16 protein-coding genes are annotated in these 20,552 nt (G+C 41.2%); 8 read left to right on the top strand and 8 right to left on the bottom strand.

Going from position 1 to position 20,552, the window contains the following annotated elements; all coding sequences use genetic code 11:
• Window positions 1-47 precede the first annotated feature (47 nt).
• Window positions 48-1,718 (top strand): phosphatidylglycerol lysyltransferase domain-containing protein, encoded by a 1,671-nt coding sequence (locus NLP_RS20735; RefSeq protein WP_104908040.1) that lies wholly within the window; start codon window positions 48-50, stop codon window positions 1,716-1,718.
• Between the two features lie 411 nt (window positions 1,719-2,129).
• Window positions 2,130-3,521: a hypothetical protein gene (locus NLP_RS20730; protein ID WP_104909956.1), complete on the top strand. Its 1,392-nt coding sequence runs from the start codon at window positions 2,130-2,132 to the stop codon at window positions 3,519-3,521.
• Window positions 3,522-3,641: 120 nt separating this feature from the next.
• Here the strand turns inward: NLP_RS20730 and NLP_RS20725 are convergent, their stop codons facing one another.
• Entirely contained in the window at window positions 3,642-4,166 is a 525-nt protein-coding gene (locus NLP_RS20725; RefSeq protein ID WP_104908039.1) for a hypothetical protein, read from the bottom strand.
• Between the two features lie 37 nt (window positions 4,167-4,203).
• Complete coding sequence (locus tag NLP_RS20720) at window positions 4,204-4,812, bottom strand: site-2 protease family protein (protein WP_104908038.1); 609 nt, start codon at window positions 4,810-4,812, stop codon at window positions 4,204-4,206.
• 528 nt (window positions 4,813-5,340) lie between these two features.
• On the opposite strand from NLP_RS20720, the gene NLP_RS20715 reads away from it, so the two are divergent.
• Window positions 5,341-5,616, top strand: coding sequence for a DUF485 domain-containing protein (locus tag NLP_RS20715; protein ID WP_104908037.1), 276 nt, complete (start codon window positions 5,341-5,343; stop codon window positions 5,614-5,616).
• A 152-nt stretch (window positions 5,617-5,768) separates the two neighbouring features.
• A complete protein-coding gene (locus NLP_RS20710; protein ID WP_104908036.1) occupies window positions 5,769-7,337 on the top strand; it encodes a sodium:solute symporter family transporter in 1,569 nt (522 codons plus the stop codon).
• 135 nt (window positions 7,338-7,472) lie between these two features.
• Here the strand turns inward: NLP_RS20710 and NLP_RS20705 are convergent, their stop codons facing one another.
• Both NLP_RS20705 and NLP_RS20700 read right to left on the bottom strand, forming a co-directional pair.
• Window positions 7,473-8,315: a tetratricopeptide repeat protein gene (locus NLP_RS20705; protein ID WP_104908035.1), complete on the bottom strand. Its 843-nt coding sequence runs from the start codon at window positions 8,313-8,315 to the stop codon at window positions 7,473-7,475.
• A gap of 316 nt (window positions 8,316-8,631) precedes the next feature.
• On the bottom strand, window positions 8,632-9,552 hold the full coding sequence (locus NLP_RS20700) for a ribonuclease D (RefSeq protein ID WP_104908034.1): 921 nt from the start codon (window positions 9,550-9,552) through the stop codon (window positions 8,632-8,634).
• Window positions 9,553-10,018: 466 nt separating this feature from the next.
• Between NLP_RS20700 and NLP_RS20690 the strand changes: the two genes are divergently transcribed.
• Complete coding sequence (locus tag NLP_RS20690; RefSeq protein WP_104908032.1) at window positions 10,019-10,477, top strand: BON domain-containing protein; 459 nt, start codon at window positions 10,019-10,021, stop codon at window positions 10,475-10,477.
• Window positions 10,478-10,622: 145 nt separating this feature from the next.
• Here the strand turns inward: NLP_RS20690 and NLP_RS20685 are convergent, their stop codons facing one another.
• Window positions 10,623-11,444 carry a carbonic anhydrase gene (locus NLP_RS20685; RefSeq protein WP_104908031.1) on the bottom strand — a complete coding sequence of 274 codons (822 nt, stop codon included), beginning with the start codon at window positions 11,442-11,444 and terminating at the stop codon, window positions 10,623-10,625.
• Between the two features lie 660 nt (window positions 11,445-12,104).
• On the opposite strand from NLP_RS20685, the gene smc reads away from it, so the two are divergent.
• Window positions 12,105-15,737, top strand: a complete 3,633-nt coding sequence (smc, locus tag NLP_RS20680) for a chromosome segregation protein SMC (protein WP_104908030.1) — start codon at window positions 12,105-12,107, stop codon at window positions 15,735-15,737.
• A gap of 199 nt (window positions 15,738-15,936) precedes the next feature.
• The gene (locus NLP_RS20675) at window positions 15,937-16,932 is read left to right on the top strand and encodes a PRC-barrel domain-containing protein (protein WP_104908029.1); all 996 of its coding nucleotides are present in this window, start codon (window positions 15,937-15,939) and stop codon (window positions 16,930-16,932) included.
• Window positions 16,933-17,324: 392 nt separating this feature from the next.
• Here NLP_RS20675 and NLP_RS20670 read toward each other — a convergent pair whose 3' ends face one another.
• Window positions 17,325-17,690 carry a DUF5615 family PIN-like protein gene (locus NLP_RS20670; RefSeq protein WP_104908028.1) on the bottom strand — a complete coding sequence of 122 codons (366 nt, stop codon included), beginning with the start codon at window positions 17,688-17,690 and terminating at the stop codon, window positions 17,325-17,327.
• A complete protein-coding gene (locus tag NLP_RS20665) occupies window positions 17,690-18,025 on the bottom strand; it encodes a DUF433 domain-containing protein (protein WP_104908027.1) in 336 nt (111 codons plus the stop codon). The genes NLP_RS20670 and NLP_RS20665 overlap by 1 nt, the downstream gene beginning before the upstream one ends.
• 165 nt (window positions 18,026-18,190) lie before the next feature.
• Here NLP_RS20665 and NLP_RS35610 point away from each other — a divergent pair, with 165 nt between their 5' ends.
• Window positions 18,191-18,325, top strand: coding sequence for a hypothetical protein (locus tag NLP_RS35610; protein WP_267894882.1), 135 nt, complete (start codon window positions 18,191-18,193; stop codon window positions 18,323-18,325).
• Window positions 18,326-18,353: 28 nt separating this feature from the next.
• Here NLP_RS35610 and NLP_RS20660 read toward each other — a convergent pair whose 3' ends face one another.
• Complete coding sequence (locus NLP_RS20660) at window positions 18,354-20,321, bottom strand: sensor domain-containing protein (RefSeq protein ID WP_104908026.1); 1,968 nt, start codon at window positions 20,319-20,321, stop codon at window positions 18,354-18,356.
• Window positions 20,322-20,552: the final 231 nt, after the last annotated feature.

The following is a 20,552-nucleotide window of genomic DNA, read 5'->3' as shown; positions in this document are numbered from 1 at the left end:
AGTTTTAACTCCAAAACAAATGACAAATGACAAATGACAAATGACAAATGACAAATAATTTAAAAAATCGGATTGGACTTTGGAGTGCGGTTTTCCTAACAGGTTTAGTCGGAGTAGTAAATTTATTATCAGCAGTGACACCTAATCTGTATGGGCGGACTCACTGGCTGAAAGAATTTTTACCATTTGAAATTCGTGCCAGTGGTCATATATTTGCAGCATTGACTGGATTTATTTTATTAACACTTGCTACTAATTTATTACGCCGAAAAAGAATAGCCTGGTTACTGACAATTGCTTTACTAGTAATTTCTATTTGCAGCCACTTGCTGAAGGGACTGGACTATGAAGAAAGTCTCCTCTCTGGAGTTTTACTAGTCCAATTAATCTTGATGCGCCATTTTTTCACGGCGCAATCAGACCGTCCTTCCATCGCACGGGGAGTTAGAGTACTGATAGGCGCTTTATTATTTACCCTGGCATACGGAACTATTGGATTTTACTTGTTAGATGGCAAATTTTCAGAGAATTTTAATTGGCGGGAAGCGATAGTTCAGACTTTGGCGATGTTCTTCACTGAGGATAATTGGGGACTGCAACCAAAGAGTCGATTTGGAGAATTTTTTGCTAATTCTATCTATATTATTGCCGCAGGTACTATTACTTATGCAATGGTAATGCTGTTGCAACCTGTGTTTTGGCGGAGTCTCGCAACTACAAATGAGCAACAAAGAGCTAAAGAAATTGTCGAGCAATATGGATGTTCTTCTTTAGCAGCGCTGACACTCTTAAATGATAAAAGTTATTATTTCAGTCCTTCGGGTAATAGTGTAATTGCTTATGTCCCCAAAGGACGGGGCGCGATCGCCTTGGGAGATCCCATCGGCCCGATTGAAGACCGCAAAGAGGCAATTATTGCTTTCCAGCAGTTTTGCCAGCGTAATGACTGGTATCCTGGCTTTTACCAAACTATGCCTGATGATGTTGAGCTTTACAAATCGTTAGGGTATAAGGTACTCAAGATTGGAGAGGAAGCGATCGTTGACCTGAAAAGTTTTACATTACAAGGTAAAGCCGGTAAAAACTTTAGACCATCAATCAGTCGTTTAACTAAGCTAGGATACCAAATCGACTTTTACCAACCACCCATCACCAATGATTTATTGCATCGGCTCAAACCTGTAAGTGATGAATGGCTAAAAATGGTACAAGGTTCAGAAAAACAATTTTCTTTGGGTTGGTTTGACGAAGCTTACCTGCGAGAGTGCGAGATTGCTGTGGTGCATAATCCAGAAGGTCAGATTAGCGCCTTTGCCAACATTATCCGGGAGTACCAACTTAACGAAGCGACTATTGACATGATGCGACATCGCTCATCTCTTGAAAATGGCACAATGGACTTTCTATTTATTTCCCTACTCCAGCATTTTAAAGAGGGTGGTTACGACAGCTTTAATTTTGGTCTTTCTGCCCTTGCTGGAGTTGGAGACAACCCCGAATCGCGCCGCTTGGAAAAAGTATTGCACTATCTTTACGACCATTTGAATCGCTTTTACAACTTCAAGGGACTGCACGCCTACAAAGACAAATTCCGTCCTCGTTGGGAACCGCGTTATTTCGTTTACCCTAGTTTAGCCACCTTACCAGATGTAGTTGTAGCATTAATTCGTGCAGATTCAGGCGATCGCCTCTTCGATTATTTCAAACCCGGAGCCTAAATGTGCGAAAAAAATAACGTACTGGTTGCTTGCTGTTCCTCTGAATTGGATATTTCAGCCGATTAGGAACAGATATATCAAGCGATGCCTACACAACTGGGCATTTGTATGATACAATCGTACTACAAAGTATGAATATCCGGTAAGTATGCAACGCAAAATATAGCTTTGCCTAAGTTCGTAGCCAAACTTTGCGCTCCTACCCTACCGGAAGGCAAAGCGCCTATGCGTTTAAACTTAAACCCTTGATTATCCATGAATTTACGAAACTGTGTACAAAGTTTCGTAAACAAATTATTGTCTATTTACTTTTCAACTTTATACGGTTGTAACAGATTATTTTGTCAAAGTAATAGATTTCAGTAACAGTGATTTGAAAAGATTCTTGACCTTTAAATGGAAGGTGGCAATATGACAAAGAATCAAATTTCTCTAGTAGAACTAATCCAAATTTTTGCACAATACCGTAATCATCTTATCATCAATATTAAGCACCTACAAGAACATTATCAAAGAACAGGTATTAAACGTATTAGAGGTGTTAGAAACGAAAATGGAGAACTGCTCCAACCTTGGTTGATAACAGAATATATAGATGATGCTGACTATGTTGGTATGGGCGAGTTTCAGTTTAACCGCAATACTGCTACTATCAATATGCTTGTCAAACGTAGAGTTAAACTTGCTAAATTTGAAGACCAAACTCCCACGATTGAAGTAGCAGGGTTATTAGTAAATGACCTCAACACCTTTAATAATTACACAATTGTAAGTGACGGCAAAATCAACATAAATGCATTACAAGTCAAAATTAGCAGTAAAAAAGTCTTTGACTTACTCAAAGAAAAAGGCATACTGAATGCAGAAGAATTTGACTTCCGGGCTGAACATACGATTCAGTTAGATAACTTGCCGCTTGTAGCTGCTAATAGTTATTACAGCAGGATTGATGGACTATTCAATGAACTAGCAGAAATTAAAGTACTGACTAGTATTATTTGCGCTCACTTGAAAAAGGAGTCAGATGTATTTATAGAGACGCAGTTAGATGAGTTTAAAAAGCACTATCTGTCTAAAAATATTTACATCAACTTTCCTACAACCAACGAATACACTGATATCAACCAAGCTTTAGTCGATGGTACTATTGACTCAAAATTGAGCTATAAAATCGATATTGGCAGTCAAGATATTCTGAACCTGAGTAAGTTTCCTTCTGCTAACAAGTTTCTCAATAGAATGTTTCGCCTTTATAACAAAGAAACTGGAGAAATTATCATGAAGCCGAGTTTTGATATGGTATTTCATGAGAATCTCACTGTTAGGCACAGGTTACTATCATCACGTACCAAGATTACAAAAGTTGACGAATTGATGAAACCAATTTTTGATGATTTTCTTGGGCTTGAGCAAAATGGCATTATTGGAGGTATTCTTAAGAAAGTTGGTGCTGATAGTTTAGGGCAGTTGTTGCAAGATAAACAAACTGGTAAGCAGATAGACAAAGAAGAAATAGTTGCAGCTTTAACGGTGGCAAATAAAAAGTTAGAAGAATATGCAGAAAATATCTACCAAGACAAGATATCTCCCTTAGTATTTTACATTGGTTCTACTGGACTATTGCCAGAACAAATGGAAGCAAAAGCCATGACTGCTGACGAAGCTGCTGCTAAATATCCAAGTTTGCAATTTTCTAAAAATGAGCATGAAGGTACTTTTTTTGCAGTTGGTGATAGTATTCTCAGTATCTATGCAAAAACTGAATACTACAGCAAACTTATTTCTGTAGGTGTAGACAATTAGATTGCATAGTAATTCTAATTTCCAATTTTTTAGGGTGTGTTAAAGGGGAGAGTACTACACCAGCTTGAACTGTTGTGGTGCGTTACGACGTTCTGTCTAACGCACCCTATGATTAATAGCTTATGGTTTCCCTAAAATACAGCTAGAGCTTGGATGAATTGCAGAAGCAATTGAACTTGTGGGTGAAGACATTAAAACAATAAAATTACCTATAATCTGTAAAGATAGTAGCAATAAAATACTGTAGTAAATTATTTTTAAATCTTTATTAATGATTTGAAAATAGCGTTCCACAAAGGAAGTATAACCTACCATTCCTACAGAACCAAAGCTTCCAATAATCAATAATCTCATCAATAATTCAATGGAAGATGTAAATGGCGATCGCTCTTGATTAAAACAGGGTACTAAATTAAATTTTTCAATTCTTAAATCCCCTAACAAAGAGTTAAATAGCCCTGGTTGTACAACCATTAATTGTTGACTTATTTCGTGGGGAGATTTGACTAAATGGTTACTTACAGAATGATTATATTGATCTACAGGTAATATACTCGCCATTGATTCTTCAGATGGAAGAAGTACAGCAGCAATGCTCAAGGTAACGCTAGTAGCAGCAACTACAAATTTTTTCTTGATTTTCATTCAAATTTTCCTTTTGATTTACCTAAAAAGTTGCTGTTTACATCGCCAATCCTGAACGGATAAACAAATCAGCAATGCGACTAATTCCTATCCCAAAACCCGGAATTATAAATAGAAGCATCATCGCAAAGAGTCCAAATTGGTTATATTGCAGTGGCTTTAGTTGAGGAAAAATTTCACTGAAAATATGAAATCCATCGAGTGGTGGAATTGGCAAGAGATTAAACAAAAATAATGTCAAATTAATCCGAGCCGCTAGATAAAGAAATTCGACACTCAAGAGTCCTGAAAGATTAGGGTTAAAGAAAAGTTTGAGCAGCATAATAAATAGAATTCCTAAAGCCAGATTGGACAATGGCCCTGCTGCTGATACCAAAATATTGCCTAGCTTCCCAGAACGAAACTTAGATGGGTTGACGGGCATTTGTCCCCAAGCTATACCCATGAGACAGAGAAAGATGATTGATTCTTTGCCCATGTGAACTACAGGATTCAGCGTCAGATGACCAGTTTGTTGTGGAGTGTTATCTCCCTGACTCATCGCAGCCAAGCCGTGAGCAAGTTCATGCAAAGTGATGGAAAATATGACGATTACAACGATTCTAAAAAAATGAATCGGCTCTGTGATGAGTGTTTCGATAAACATACTTTACTAAATTTTGGTAATGCCCCACCTGTGTATTAACAAGGCTATGACATAAATAATACTAAAGTATTTACGTAAAACCCTACAGTGATTTTTGGTATATTTTATAAATTAAAATTTACTACTTTTATTAATTTCAGTTGATTTAATAGCTTAAAAGAAAATTTCATAACACTTTAAGGATTTTAAAGCCTGGTAGTAACTACGTATTTATTTTATGTTTTAGTATATAAAAGATTAATGTCTGAGTTAATCTCGAATGCAGTTGTATAAAAAATTACCTTTGTTCAAAAAAATTATAAATCGCTGAATAGCTCGGCTTTATTTGTGTCTAACTGCATCTATAGTTTTATGTTTCTCTGACTCAAAATAGAGTCGCTATTGTCTTGTTATTTTGATAGATCACTTTGCAAAGTTAATTTTATTACCTAATACAGCAATAGATTTACTAACAATCTTTAAGAAAATTACGCAGAAATCAGCTTCAATGAGACAATCTGACCTAATCTTCTCAACTTAAAGGAAGACATGAACGATCGCACAAAGGCTCTCCAGGCTCTCGCGGCTGAACGTTGGCGGATATCCCTGATTCTCAGTGGAGCCATGATGTTTATTTACTTTGGCTTTATCTTATTAATCGCGTTCAATAAGCCTCTGCTGGGATCATTAGTAATTCCTGGCCTCAGCTTGGGAATTTTACTGGGAGCGCTAGTAATTGTCTCAGCATGGATATTAATTTTTATCTATGTACGTTGGGCAAATAGCAGTTACGACGACCAAATCGCAAGGCTGACACGCAAGTAAATTAGCTATTAGCAATTTCGGACTTGCTGAATTAGGGGATGATTTCGCACAATTTATAACGAATTACCAATGGTTTCAATCGCCAATTCATCCCGCATTTATGCAACGCCGCAATTTCTAGTCCAAAATCCAAAATACTAAACCAAAAAAGCATGAGTAGTGTGTGGTTCGATCTGCCACTAGCGGCGGATATTACCAGTCTTGGTAAGTTTAACCCGTTGGCGATCGCTTTCTTTTTTCTGTTTGTTGGCAGTTCTTTAGGCATCACTTATTGGGCGGCGAAGCTCACCAAAAATACAGCACAGTTCTATACAGCTGGCGGTAAAATCAGTGGTTTCCAAAATGGGCTGGCCCTAGCAGGAGACTTTATGAGTGCAGCTAGCTTTTTAGGTATCACTGGGCTGGTGGCACTCAACGGCTTTGACGGCTTAATTTATTCTATCGGCTTTCTGGTGGGCTGGCCGATTGTTATGTTTCTAATTGCAGAACCCCTACGTAACTTAGGTAAATACACCTTTGCCGATGTAGTGGCTTTTCGCTTGCAGCAAAAACCTGTACGTATCGCCTCTGCAATTGGAACGCTAGTAGTAATTAGCTTTTACTTAATTGCCCAGATGGTAGGTGCTGGGGAGCTAATCAAACTACTGTTTGGCTTTGATTATGAATTAGCTGTGGTCATCGTCGGTTGTGTGATGATGGCTTATGTGATTTTTGGCGGGATGATTGCCACCACTTGGGTACAAATTATCAAAGCAGTTCTGTTGCTGGGCGGAACTATTTTACTAGCTATCTTGGTACTAGCACGATTTGGCTTTAACCCAATCGCTCTTTTCGCTGCTGCATCCCAGAAGTATACAGGTGTATTAGCTCCAGGCAAACTGGTTTCCGATCCCTTTGATGCTATCTCATTGGGGATGTCGTTGATGTTCGGCACTGCTGGATTACCCCACATTTTGATGCGTTTCTACACAGTACCCGACGCTAAAGCAGCACGGCTCTCTGTTACTTACGCCACAGCTATTATTGGCGTTTTTTATCTCCTTACCTTTATCCTGGGCTTTGGAGCGATGGTGCTAGTAGGTCAAGATGCCATCAAGCAAATTGGTACTGGTGGTAACATGGCTGCGCCGATGTTGGCAGAATTTCTCGGTGGTGATGCTTTCTTAGGTTTTATTGCGGCTGTTTCTTTTGCAACGATTTTGGCAGTTGTCGCTGGGTTGACACTTTCAGGTGCAGCTGCATTGTCCCACGATTTGTGGGTGAATGTGGTGCGTTCAGGTCATGCTGACGAGTCAGAACAGCTGAAGGTGGCTCGCGGTGCAACAATGCTTTTGGGGTTAGTGGCAATATTCCTGGGCATCTTGTTTAAAGGGCAAAACGTAGCTTATATGGTAGGTTTAGCATTTGCGATCGCTGCGAGTGCAAACTTCCCAGCGTTGCTCTTATCAATGCTTTGGCGACGCTTCACTACCAACGGTGCGGTTGCCAGTATGTTGGTAGGTACTGTCTCCTCTTTAGTGCTGATTTATTTGTCACCTACTATTCAAGTAACGATTCTCAAGCACGCTTCTGCACCCTTTCCCCTAAAAAATCCTGGATTAATCAGTATCCCACTGGCGTTTATTGTGGCGATTGTCGTTTCACTATTGAGTACTGAACAGCTGGCACAGGAAAAATTTGCGGAAGTTGAGGATCGCATTCACATTGGTTCTGGGATGTGATTTTGTCATTTGTCATTGGGCATTGAGAAGAGACAAGGTAGACAAGGAAGAGAGGGAAGAGAAGGAAGAAACTTGTTCAATAATTCACCTTTGTCCCCCTTGTCCCCCTTGGCTCCCCCGCTCCCTGCCCCTCTGCTACTGTCCAAGTTCTTTGATGTTATCCATCACTTGTTGGTATAAGTCGTTGTTACCTTGACTTTGAAAAATGCTTGCTGCTTGTTGTAAGTCCTTGAGCGCTCCCTGTTTGTCTCCATTAGTGGCGCGGGCATTTCCCCGGTTATTGTAGGCAGGGGCAAAGTTAGGATTGAAGCGAATGGCTTGATTGTAATCTGCGATCGCACCCTGAGGATCTCCATTGGCAGCACGGGCATTGCCTCGGTTATTATAAGCGATCGCATATTTGGGGTTAAGGAGAATCGCTTGATCGAGATCGTCTATTGCCCCTTGTTTGTCTCCATTGGTGGCGCGGGCATTCCCTCGGTTATTGTAGGCTTCGGCATAGTTGGGATTCAGGCGAATCGCTTCACTGTAATCTTTAACTGCTTCTCTGTTGTTTCCTAATGAGGCGCGGGCATTCCCCAGGTTATTGTAGGCTTCGGAGTCGTTAGGGTTGATGCGGAGGGCTTGATTGTAATCTGCGATCGCTTTTTCCTTGTCTCCCAAATCAAAGTAGGCTAATCCCCGCGCGTTGTAGGCAGCGCCATACTGAGAATTTTGACTAATTGCCTTACTGTATGAAGCGATCGCAGCTTGCAAATCGCCGTTTAAATGCTGATTCTTTCCCTGAAGATAAAATTCCCCACCAATGGAAGTTGTAGCTGAACGACGGCTAGGTTGACTAACTCCTATTTCTGTTACTAATACATTGTCATTCTTACTACAAGAAACACTGCTAGTTGCTGTCAATGTAGTAAAAATAGCTATGGTAAATAAAGTATTTACCCTTGTTCGATTTTGCCCAAATAAACGCCATCTCATAAGTTAATATAAACTGCCATAACACCGAACGGAATTAGTACTAAAATCTAGATTTTAATTCTTTAACTCAATAAATATTCTAACTTTTGATATACATTTAAAGTTAATTGACAAATTTCCCTAATATTTTATAGATTTATAAGATGAGGCAGGAGTCAGCACTTTTCTACGAGACGCTACGCGTAGCTTGCTTCCACGAAGTGGTACGACTAGCTCAGTGACTGGGCAAAAAGTAGGAGGAGAGAATTATTAAATTTCAATATTTATTCTTCACAATAACTCTATAAATTCTGACATTTGTAGCCTAATGAACAATTTAATCATCCTCAACTTCACTCTCTTGAGTTTTAGGAATTAGCCGCCAAGAGGTAGTTTTGTCAATATCTACAGATAGTTGTTCTAGATTTTCCCCTAAATCTTTTTGGAGTTTCTGAGTTAGTGCGATTGGGAAATCTAAATTAATACCTTGAGTTTGTACTAGCTTTGCCAATTCTGTAAATGCAGCTTTGATTGTGGTCCGTTCATAGCTAGTCAGCTTATAATTAGAAGTTTCAGATATATTCTGAGCTGGCATGGCTTTTTTTATACGTTCTTGCAAATGCTCAAATTCTGAATTCAACAACTTCCATTCCTGCTCAACTTGCGAGTATCTAGTACTTAGCGATATTAAGTCTTCCGTTGCAGGTTCGGGGCTGGCTTTGGCTTGTAAGTCTAACAAGTTTAGGTGAATTTGAGCAAGATAAATACAGTCTAGGTAAGCATACTCTATCTGTTCTTCAGTTAGAGGGCGTTTTCCCCAATCACCTTTTTGTTCTTGTTTATCGATATTATTAAAGCTACAAAGTGCTGTAGCTATTGTCTTGAGTTGGTAGTTGGGTAATGGCAAAAGATAGTAGGGAATTTTTTTGGCCATTTCCAAAGTGCAAGTAATATTTTTGGCTTTCTTGCTACCGAGAAATTTTAGATCGTAACTCGCGTTGTGAAAAACTTTTTCAATTGCAGAATTTATCATAATTTTTTCAATAAATTCAGTTATAATGTTAGGCTGATCTAATACATCTAAAAGATAGACGCGATCGCCACTCATATCTTGAGGATTATCTAATAACTGAATCAGCGATAATCGGGGATTACGACTTTTATAGTCAGCTACTTCTGTATCTATCCACAGTGTTTTAGCGTTTGTATATTCAGCGACAATGGCACGAATTTCGCTAGCCGAAGTAAGGTAGGGCATTAGTTAATATTTGCTGATATTTAAGACATTGTAAGTAAGCCATAGTTTTATAAAGTAACATTTTGTTGGTGAGTTTGCTGGCACAGGATTGCAAAAATACTGAAGTTTGAAATTCGTTATAGACATCGCCAAATTGACTCAAATTTGATAACATCGAGTCACCACTGTGGGGTGGCATCGTCTACCATCGAAAGAGCTACTCAGCATCGACATTAAATTCATAGAGAGCCAGAGACTGTGTGCAAAGCCATCCTGGTTAGCAGCCGTCAGAAAAATTGAATTGGCAGTTCTCAAAACTGGGCGCAAAATCTTAGCTTCAAGAAATCGTCCAGATTTCAATTTTCAGTAACCTGAGCTATTGCTTAAGCACTTTTGTTACTCCACTTTTAATTGTTTTTTTAATTTGCTCCTCACCATGACATACACCTCAATTAACCGCTTCAAGTACTCAATTCGGAGATAGATGATGAAAAAGCTAATTCTATTAGTAGTTAGTGGCATTTTGGTAGTTGGTACTTTTGGCTGTCAAGAGGCTCCTAAAACAGGTTCACAAACTCCAAGCACAACTAATGAAGCCGCTCAGGCACCAGCAAAACCAGCTTCGCAAACAAATCAAACTGCCAAAGTTTCAGAAACACAAACTACTCCTTCAGCAGCTACTACAGGTACTAAAGTTAAAACCGATTCTGAAAAAATGGCAGCAACGAAAGTTAAGAGCGACTTAAAAACTGAAGTTAGCGCAAAATTGAATAAAGGCTTACCAGGCAACAAGTTACAAGTTGAAAACAAAGAGGGTGAAATTATCCTCAAAGGTACGGCGACTTCTGTTGAAGAACTCAAGAAAGCTGAAACTTTGGCTAAAGAAGTTCAAGGTGTAAAAACGGTGAAGGTAGAAGCAAAAGTTGATACTGTGAAAAAGCCATAAAAGAATAACTGAAGCACATCTGTCGTCAGGGCACAGCATTGCTGTGCCCTACTGCGTGGTCTATTTACCTGAAAATAGCTCTAAGGTACAAAAACCCCACCCCCAACCCTCTCAGAGGATGTTTGCAATTCTATATTTTTGTCTTTCAACTTCCATTATTTGAACCTCGATAAATTCGCTCCATCTGCTCTGGAGAAAGGCGTCTCATTGGAAACCACTCAAATTCGGAAATAGACACTTTCTCATAAGGTTGAACATCATCCTGCTGGTTTTGAGGGGAACGCACTACTACATTGGTATTTGAAAGCTGACCCCTGAACGACTCATCTATTTCTGATTCTGGAAGCTGAGTTTGAGGCAAAACATAAGCGTGCTTCTGGGGATCGTATGCGAAAACTTCTCCTGTTTCAATCTGATAAATCCAAGCATAAATGCTGAGTTCCCCTTGATAGAGCTTAGAGTGAATCACTGGATATGTCCGCAAATTCTCAATTTGAGTAAGAACATTTTCGGCAATTATAATCTCTAGCAGTTCTTCTTCGTCGTAGTGGCTGTAGTGGTCTATAACTAGCCTTCGAGTTGCCTCTGCATATTTAAGCCAATCATGTACAAGCGGCATTTCATCGCTGAGATTGTGTAACTTCATTAATCCTTTCATTGCACCGCAATGAGAATGACCACAAATAATAATTTGGCGAACATCTAAAGCTTGAACAGCATATTCAATTGTTGCACCTTCACCGCCATTACTTGCCCCATACGGAGGGATAATGTTACCTGCATTACGAATCACAAATAATTCACCAACTTGGGCTTGTGTAATTAGATTTGGATCGAGACGCGAATCAGAACAGGTAATAAATAAGACCCTGGGCTTTTGACCGTGTGAAAGTTGCTCAAACAATTGTTGATGTGTCGAAAAATAGCTAGATTTAAATTCGCGCAGACCTTTAATTAATCTCTTCATTACTAAGTTCTACAAATATTTGGGGGTTAAGAATCAAATCACAGACAGCAGATTGAGGTAGTAAAGAAGACTTTCTTTCTACGTTTTTCCAATTGTAAAGATTACTATATTATAAATTCATTTGGTGCTTTTAATATCCTCTGCCATTTGGTTGAGTTGTTTTTTTCCCTTGCTCCCCTCTGTTCCTTAGCAGTTCGCATTACTGTGTGAGAATACCTTGAGCCTGTTTCAAACTAGTTATATCGTGAGATAAAAATGCAACGCTTCGTTGTCACGATCGACCGAGAACGATAGATACAGAATAGATGTAATAAAACTATACCAACGGGTTCTCCTTTGCACTTAAACTCTCCTGATCTCGTGTCCAGTTGAATAGTTGTAATTATGACTGACGCAAAGACACGCAAACGCAGAGATTTTTGAATTACAAGTAATTAGTCAGACATGATATTATCTGCTCTGGGAAAATTTTGATGGTGAGTTTGCGACATCAAAATTTTTGCTGTACACTGAGCGATCGCCTGCGGTAAGCCTTTTGGGTGAAGCTTGCAGGCTCATCGCAACGCGTCTACAATAATCCCCAATCCTCCCTCCTACCCTCTTGCGAATTCTTAATTAGTTGATACACTTGTTCTTCATTAGCCCAGGGAACCAGCGCCTATGGTGCACATCAAGCGCGTGGAACTTACGAACTTCAAATCCTTCGGTGGCACTACTTCTGTCCCTTTGCTACCGGGGTGTACTGTCATATCTGGGCCAAATGGTTCGGGTAAGTCTAATATCTTAGATGCACTGCTCTTTTGCCTGGGACTCTCTAGTTCTAAGGGAATGCGAGCCGAACGCTTACCGGATTTGGTAAATAACACTCAAACGGCTAAAGGACGTGCTTCAATTGAGGCTAGCGTCACGGTGACATTTGATTTGTCCGATGAAATCTCACATAAAGACGCAAAGGCACAAAGGGAAGAAGTAGAGGAAGTAGAGGAAGTAGGAGAAGAAAATCTAAAATCTAAAATCCAAAATCCAAAATCGGCAGAGTGGAGTGTTACTAGAAGGCTACGAGTCACTCACCAAGGGACTTACACATCGAATTACTATATTAATGGTGTACCTTGCACGTTGACAGAGTTGCATGGGGAACTAAGTAATCTACGGGTTTATCCTGAAGGCTACAATGTGGTACTGCAAGGGGATGTCACCAGCATTATCTCAATGAATGGGCGGGAACGGCGGGAAATTATTGATGAATTAGCTGGGGTGGCGGCGTTCGATCGCAAAATTATCCAAGCCAAATCAACTTTAGATGAGGTGAAGGAAAAGGAAGATAGCTGTCGGATTATTGAAACGGAATTAACTGCACAGCGCGATCGCCTTTCCCAAGATCGGGCGAAAGCTGAGAAATATCAAAAACTCCGCACAGAATTTCTCGCTAAACAATCCTGGGAAGCTGTTTTATCATGGCGATCGCTACAAGCACAACAAGAAAAGTTAGTTCACGAAATTCAAACAGGCGATCGCAACTTTAGCGAACTCACTACCCAACTCACAAACCTAAATTCCCAAATCGTTCAAAAAACTGCTGAACTCGAACAACTCAATGCCCATGTGAAAGCATTGGGAGAAGAGGAACTTTTGGCGGTACAATCTACCCTCGCCACCCAAGAAGCAGAACGTAAACAACTCCAGCGTCAGTTAACAGAATTACAAACGACTTCCCAAGAAACCGCCAAACGTCTGCTACAAACTCAGCAAGAGATTCAAAAACACCGTCATTCCCTAGAAGAAATTGCCGAAACCCAAATTGTAGAGACGCGATTCATCGCGTCTTCCCAGCAACAAAGGGATGAAGCACAGCAAGCTCTAGAAACCTCCCGCCAAGCCGCCGCAGAAATCGCCTCGGCTTCAGAAGCGTGGGTGCAGCAACAAACAGCATTCAACCGTCAAATTGAAGCTTTACTGCATATTCTAGAACCGCAACGCACGGAACAAGCACAACTCAGAGAACGCAATAATCAGTTACAGCAGCTTATCCAAGAGCAAACCCAGTTAATTGAACGCGACGAACCGCTATTAACCCAAAAACAAGTTGAGTGTAATCAAGTTGAAACGGAATTTAACACCTCTAGCGAACCCATCCAAAATTTAGCCCAAAATCTCTCAGCCACAGAGCAAGAACTGCAAATCCAACAGGAAACCCAAAAACGGTTACTTTCTGAACAACGAGAAAAACAACGCCAGTTGGATAAAATAGAGGCGCAAGCACAGGCACAGCAAGAAGTCCAAGGAACCCAAGCTAGTAAAGTCATTTTACAATCGGGAATGCCTGGACTTTGTGGCTTAGTTGTGCAGTTAGGAAAGGTAGAACCCCGCCATCAGCTTGCTTTAGAAATGGCTGCTGGGGGACGCTTGGGACATATTGTGGTGGAAGATGATGGTGTAGCCGCAGCAGGGATTGAATTGCTCAAACAGAAGCGGGCAGGGAGAGCGACTTTTTTACCGCTAAATAAAATTCACGCTCCCAAATTTACTCAAGATGCAACGCTGCGTTTTGCTAGCGGCTTCGTTAACTATGCTGTTAACTTAGTCGATTGCGATCGCCGTTACAAAGATGTATTTAGCTATGTTTTCGGCAACACGGTAGTTTTTGCCAACCTGGAGGCGGCGCGGAAAAATTTAGGACTGTATCGCATCGTTACCTTAGACGGGGAACTTCTGGAAACCAGCGGTGCAATGACTGGTGGTAGTAACACCCAGCGTTCCTCCTTGCGGTTTGGGAATGCGGAAGCGGCGGAATCTGACGAGGCGATCGCTTTAAAAACTCGCTTAGTGGACATTGAGCGAGTTTTAGAGCGTTGTACCGAGGCGATCGCTACTTTGTCAGCCAGAACCAAAAAACTGACGCAAGAATTAACAGAAGCGCGTCAAACACGGCGAGAACAGCAGTTGCAATTGGAGCAGTTGCAAAAAGATATTAAGAGTTTAACAACGCAGTTAGAGGGGACGCGATCGCAACTCGCCCAAAACAGCGAAAAGTTAGCCACTGCTCAATCCCGTCTGGAAATTTTAGAACGGGAATTACCTGGGCAAGAAAATGAATTGCAACAATTGCGACACGCATTAGCAGAATTAGAAGCATCCCAAACCCCCAGTGAATGGCAACAAATCCAGGCAACCATTAAAATTCAAGAGCAACAATTGCAACAACGGGAGACAGCATTAAGAGAAGCTGAACAAAGATTAAAAAATTTAGAAAATCAGCAACAACGTTTGCAAGAAAAAATCCAAGAAGGTGAAACGCGAATCACAGAATATGAAACCCAACAAATCTCTTGTAGAGACGCGATTCATCGCGTCTCCACACAAATCACAGCGATAGACGAGCAAATCACCCAAACCCGCGCCAACCTCAGCCTTATGGAGCAAAATTTGGGAGAAGAGAAACAAAAACGCGACGCCACAGAACTGGAAGTGCGATCGCATCTTTTACGCCAACAACAATTGGAATGGGAAATCCAAAAACTTCAAGAAACCCAAGAGAAGCGCCGGGAGGAACTAATTGCACTGCAAACTCAATTACGGGATGTGGGAGCAGAATTACCAAATCCCTTGCCAGAAGTTCCAGATAAGGTAGATTTAGAGGAATTGCAGAAAGAATTGCGATCGCTTACCAAACGCTTACAAGCAATGGAACCTGTAAATATGCTGGCGTTGGAAGAATACGAGCGCACTCAAAACCGTCTCCAAGAACTCACGCAAAAATTAGAGACACTACAAGGAGAACGCACCGAACTACTTTTACGGATTGAAAACTTTACCACATTGCGGCAACTTGCTTTTAAAGAAGCTTTCGATGCTGTTAACGAAAATTTTCAATCGATTTTTGCCATTCTTTCCGACGGCGACGGCTACTTACAACTCGAAAATCCCGAAGATCCCTTTAGCAGCGGACTGAATTTAGTCGCACATCCCAAAGGCAAACCCGTACAGCGCCTAGCTTCTATGTCTGGGGGAGAAAAATCACTCACCGCCTTGAGCTTTATCTTTGCCCTGCAACGCTACCGCCCATCGCCATTTTACGCCTTTGACGAAGTAGATATGTTCTTAGATGGAGCAAACGTAGAGCGATTAGCTAGAATGATTAAACAACAGTCACAACAAGCGCAATTTATAGTTGTGAGTTTGCGTCGTCCGATGATAGAATCAGCCGAACGCACAATTGGCGTTACTCAAGCACGAGGAGCTTACACTCAAGTTTTGGGGATTAAGTTACAATCATCCAATACATCTGCTTGAGTTTTTGTTAATAATAGTGTATAGATAAACCACGTAATGTGTGACTTTCTCTCAAATTTAACCCCGAACCCCTTCCTACCAGGGAAAGAGAGCAAAAATCAAAGCCTCTCGTTCACTAGGATAGAGGAATGGAAGTGGGGTTACAAGAATAAGTTGCACGTCGCGTTAAACCGGATTCGAGATCAGGACTCGGTATAGAATGACCTCCGAACAGATAATTAGGCGTTCCGACATATTAAATACCCAGGTGATTACCCGCGACAACGGCAAGCGGCTAGGCATCATCAGTCAAGTCTGGGTTGATATCGATCAACGAGAGGTTGTGGCTCTTGGTTTGCGAGACAGCCTGATCTCCATTTCGGGCATACCGCGCTATATGTACCTCAACAACATCAGCCAGATTGGTGATGTCATCCTGGTTGATAACGAAGATGTCATTGAAGATATCGAAGTTGAATCTCTCAGTAATTTGATTAACTGGGAAGTAATTACAGAAACAGGTGAAGTCTTAGGTAAAGTTCGGGGCTTCAAGTTCAACGGCGAAAGCGGGAAGCTTGAATCTATAGTCATTGCTTCTTTAGGATTGCCCCAAATTCCCGATCAATTTGTGAGTACTTACGAGTTCTCAGTAGATGAAATTGTCAGCACTGGCCCCAATCGGTTGATTGTGTTTGAGGGAGCCGAAGAACGGGTAGAGCAGTTGACAGTTGGTTTACTAGAGCGGCTGGGTATCGGCAAAGCGCCGTGGGAGCGAGATATAGAAGAAGAATACGGCTATACTCCACCGCGCCAAGTTGCACCAGGTAATCAACTGCCTAGTGGAGTGCCATTGCAGCCACCCAGGCAAAAAGTTCGCGCCCCCGAACCCGTAGCGCGGGAAGAGGAATGGACTGAAGACTATGTAGAAGAGGAAAGGCCACAGCGTCAGGTAATGAAGGCGCGGCAGTATGAATCTATTCAATACGAAGAAGATGAGGAAGAAGATAACTGGAGCGAAGCAACAGGCAGCGACAGGTATCAACAACCGCAGCCGCTAAAGTATGAAGCCCAGCCCTATAACAAGCCTTATGTTGACGAATACGATGATTATGACGACGTAGAGGGCGATGCTTGGGAAGATGCGCCGAAGCCTGTGAACATTCCTAAGAAAGTCAAGGAAAGACAGCCAGAATACGAAGAAGAAGGCGGATATTAAGTAATTCGTAATTCGTAGTTCGTAATTCAACCGGAAAATTACGAAGTATTTTAAGATTAATTCAGCCCTTTCCTTACTTACAAGGAGAGGGCTAATTTTTTAGAAAGCAGTAGAGTGGGTTAGCGACATGGATAAGAGTAACAAACTCTTTATAATCCTTGGCTAATTTTTTAGAAAGCAGTAGAGTCTGTTAGCGACAGCATAACGCACTGTCTAAACGAGAAAAAGATATGCGTAAGATTAAGCAAGCGATTAAGCAAGCTGATAAAGAGTTATGGATACCTTACTGCGAAGAACTCCAAGAAATTCACAGACGAATTGTTGAAAAACAGCAAAAATTATCTTAGTAGGAAGGGGTGGAAAGGTGATCGGGTGAGCGAGTGGAGAATGTACTATCGGCTCAGAGGTAGATATTCAATTCGATCCTGGTATTCATCATCAAACGAAGCTTCCACAATAATGATTAATTCTTCAACAGTTTGTCCAATGCTTTGGTTTGCATCAATGGTGAATATTCCAGGAATATGGCAACCTGAAGCTAAATGGTCAGCCAAATGTCTAGGCATCGACTTACGGTTGTTCGTGACTAAAATAAATTCATTGGTTTCGCACCAAATCAAAATCTCTGGATCTGGAGTGCCCTTGGGTGGCACATCTAAATCCCCAATTATTCGCACAATCAATTCAGGGTTGCGCCGCACAAGTTGGGAACGATATGTAGGATTCAGATGTTCATCTAACAGATACCGGATTGCCATTAGCTTTCCTGTAACTGTTTTGGAGCGTTTTCTTCCTGTATCCGCCGAAACCTCATCCTGGCAGGAGACGGATTTAGCTGTTGCTCTTCGCGCATAGTTCGGGAAAATTCTAACCAATCTACAAGATACGCATCAACCTCTGAACGATGATGCAAGTAATACAAAATCGTGGCGTAAACCTGTTCCAACGTCACCGTATGAAATTGTTCGGCAATTTCTTCTGGTGTTTTGCAGCGATAGATGTATTCGTAAAGAATGCTCTCAATCCCAATCCGGGTTCCTTTAAGTCGAATGTCATCTGGTGCAAGCGCGTTGAAATACTCTTCCAGTTTCATAAAGCAAAACCCCTCGAATGAACATTCCATTTCAATCATAGAAGACCACCGGGAAACTCTACGATGAACGCTAAAACACTTTGTAATTAATTAGTTAACTGTTCAGAAACTCACCAAAAACTGATAGCGTCAAACAAAGTAAAATATCGTTGTGGACTTTCGAGCTTGAAAACCCGTTCTAATTACTGGCAACTACTGCCTTATATGCGAATCCAGTGGCAAACCATCACCAAGGGATTTATTGGGATCTTGGGATACGTGCTGGCTGGCGACATTAATATCGATCAATCTCGCCAGTAAATTGGCAATTCCCTTTGCACAAGATCCATCACCACTGAGGATTTGCCATAATTAATGCCGTCGCCTGAGAGCTATTTAATGGATGGGAGAAAAAATATCCCTGCCCATATTCACAGTTCAACTTTTTCAACATTCCTAGTTGCTCTTCTGTCTCCACCCCTTCGGCGGTCACATCCACACCTAATTTGTGTGCCAATGTAATAATTGTCTCAACAATATCTAAATTTCCATCATCAATAATGTCCCCACTAACAAAGGAGCGGTCTATCTTCAATTGATTAATTGGAAAGTGGTGGAGACGACCTAATGAAGAATAGCCTGTACCGAAGTCGTCAATTGCCAACTTAATTCCTAAATTTCTCAGTTCCTTTAGCCTGATGATGGCTTTATCGTTGTTTTCCATAATTACGCTTTCTGTAATCTCCAGCGTCAAACTCGGTGCGTCTAGTCCAGTGTCTTGTAGAACTTTATTGATGTGCGGCAGCAAGTTTTCTTCACTGAACCTATTACTACAAAGATTGATACTAATGGTCAAGGGAGACTCAGGCAGATCCCCACAGCTAGAGGATAATTGCTTTTGCCACTGCTGTATCTGACCACATGCCTCATACAAGACCCACTGCTCAATAAGGATAATTAGCCTGGTTTCTTGGGCAATTGACATGAAATACTCTGGCAAAACAATGCCGTGTTTTGGATGTAGCCAACGCACAAGCGCTTCAAAACCAGTTATCCTGCCGCTACTGAGTGACACTATCGGTTGATAATAAACCTGAAACTCTTGAAGCTCAATGGCTCGGCGCAGCTCGTTAACCAACTCCAAGTGTGCGATTGCTTGAATATGCATATCAGTGTTAAAAATCTGATAGCACCCTCTGCCTTGTGTTTTAGCTCGGTACATCGCAATATCAGCGTCACGCAATAAATCTTCTGGTTCTTTGTAACCTGTTATGCTTAAGGTAATGCCAATACTCGCTGTAGTAGAAACTTTTTGTCCGCCTAAAATCACCGGAAGTGCCAGTTTATTTTGTATTCGTTCAACAACCGCTAACACTTCTACTACATCTTTAATTCCCACCAGCAAGATGATAAACTCGTCTCCTCCCAACCGCCCAGCTATATCTGTAGAGCGCAAGCATTCTTGAAGCCTTTGAGCTACGGTAAGCAATAATTGATCTCCCACTGCGTGTCCCAGGCTGTCGTTGATCAACTTGAAGCGATCTAGGTCTAGAAACAAGACAGCAAATAGATAATCTGAATGCCGTTTGGAATAATTGACCGCATCTTTTAAGCGGTTCATAAATAAAGCGCGGTTTGGGAGACCCGTCAGTACATCATGAAGCGCAAGGTGCAGCAGTTGTGACTCGGCTCGTTTACGCTCTGTAATTTCACTCAGCAATTGCTGATTTGCTTTTGCCAGTTCCTCTGTGCGTTTTGCCATTCGTTCTTCAGCTTGTTTAGCTTCGCTGATATTACGCAGCAACCAACGCCAGCCTACCAACTTTTCTTGTGAGTCATACACTGGAGATGCCCTAATACTAGCAGGAAAGGGCTTACTGAACCGTGGCTTTAGGTCAATTACCCAGTCCTGTATCTGCTGCGAATTATTTATCTGGGAGTGAAAGAACTGCCGATCTTGTTGAGCAATAAACAGAATTAATGGTTTACCTACCAGATATTTTAGGTGCACAGAGAACATAGTTACTGCTGCATTGTTAGCCTCTAGGATCTTCCCTGCGGTATCAGTTACCAAGTAAGCATCCGGTGCAAAATTGAATAATTCTTGGTAACGCTGACACTCTCTCTCTACTGCCGCTCTTGTTGTGTATAGCTCCTCAGAGGCAGCCAATAGTTCTTCCACTGCTATTTGAAGTTCATCAAATGCCTCTATTATTAGCCCTTGTTGTGAGTTCGGTTGAGTTGCAGTACGCTGCCATATTCCCCGTACCCGCGATCGCAATTCCTCTATCTGTTGGCTAAACTCATCAACATCCATATTGCTCAAGGTGCAGAACTATGAAGCGTGGGTGGAAGTAATAGTCAAATCAAAATATTAGTATCAATAAATACTACAAAACTGGCATCTATAGCAGGATATATTTTTAGTATTAATACTAATTCTCTATGTATACATTATTTTCACCTGAACGCTACAACAGTTTGTAACTAATTAGTGAACTATTCAGAAACTCGCCAAAAACTGCTAGCGTCAAACAAAGTAAAATAT

The organism is Nostoc sp. 'Lobaria pulmonaria (5183) cyanobiont', from assembly GCF_002949795.1.
Classification (GTDB): domain Bacteria; phylum Cyanobacteriota; class Cyanobacteriia; order Cyanobacteriales; family Nostocaceae; genus Nostoc.
The sequence above is the reverse complement of the archived record's forward strand: the minus strand, read 5'-3'. Positions and strand labels throughout refer to the sequence as shown.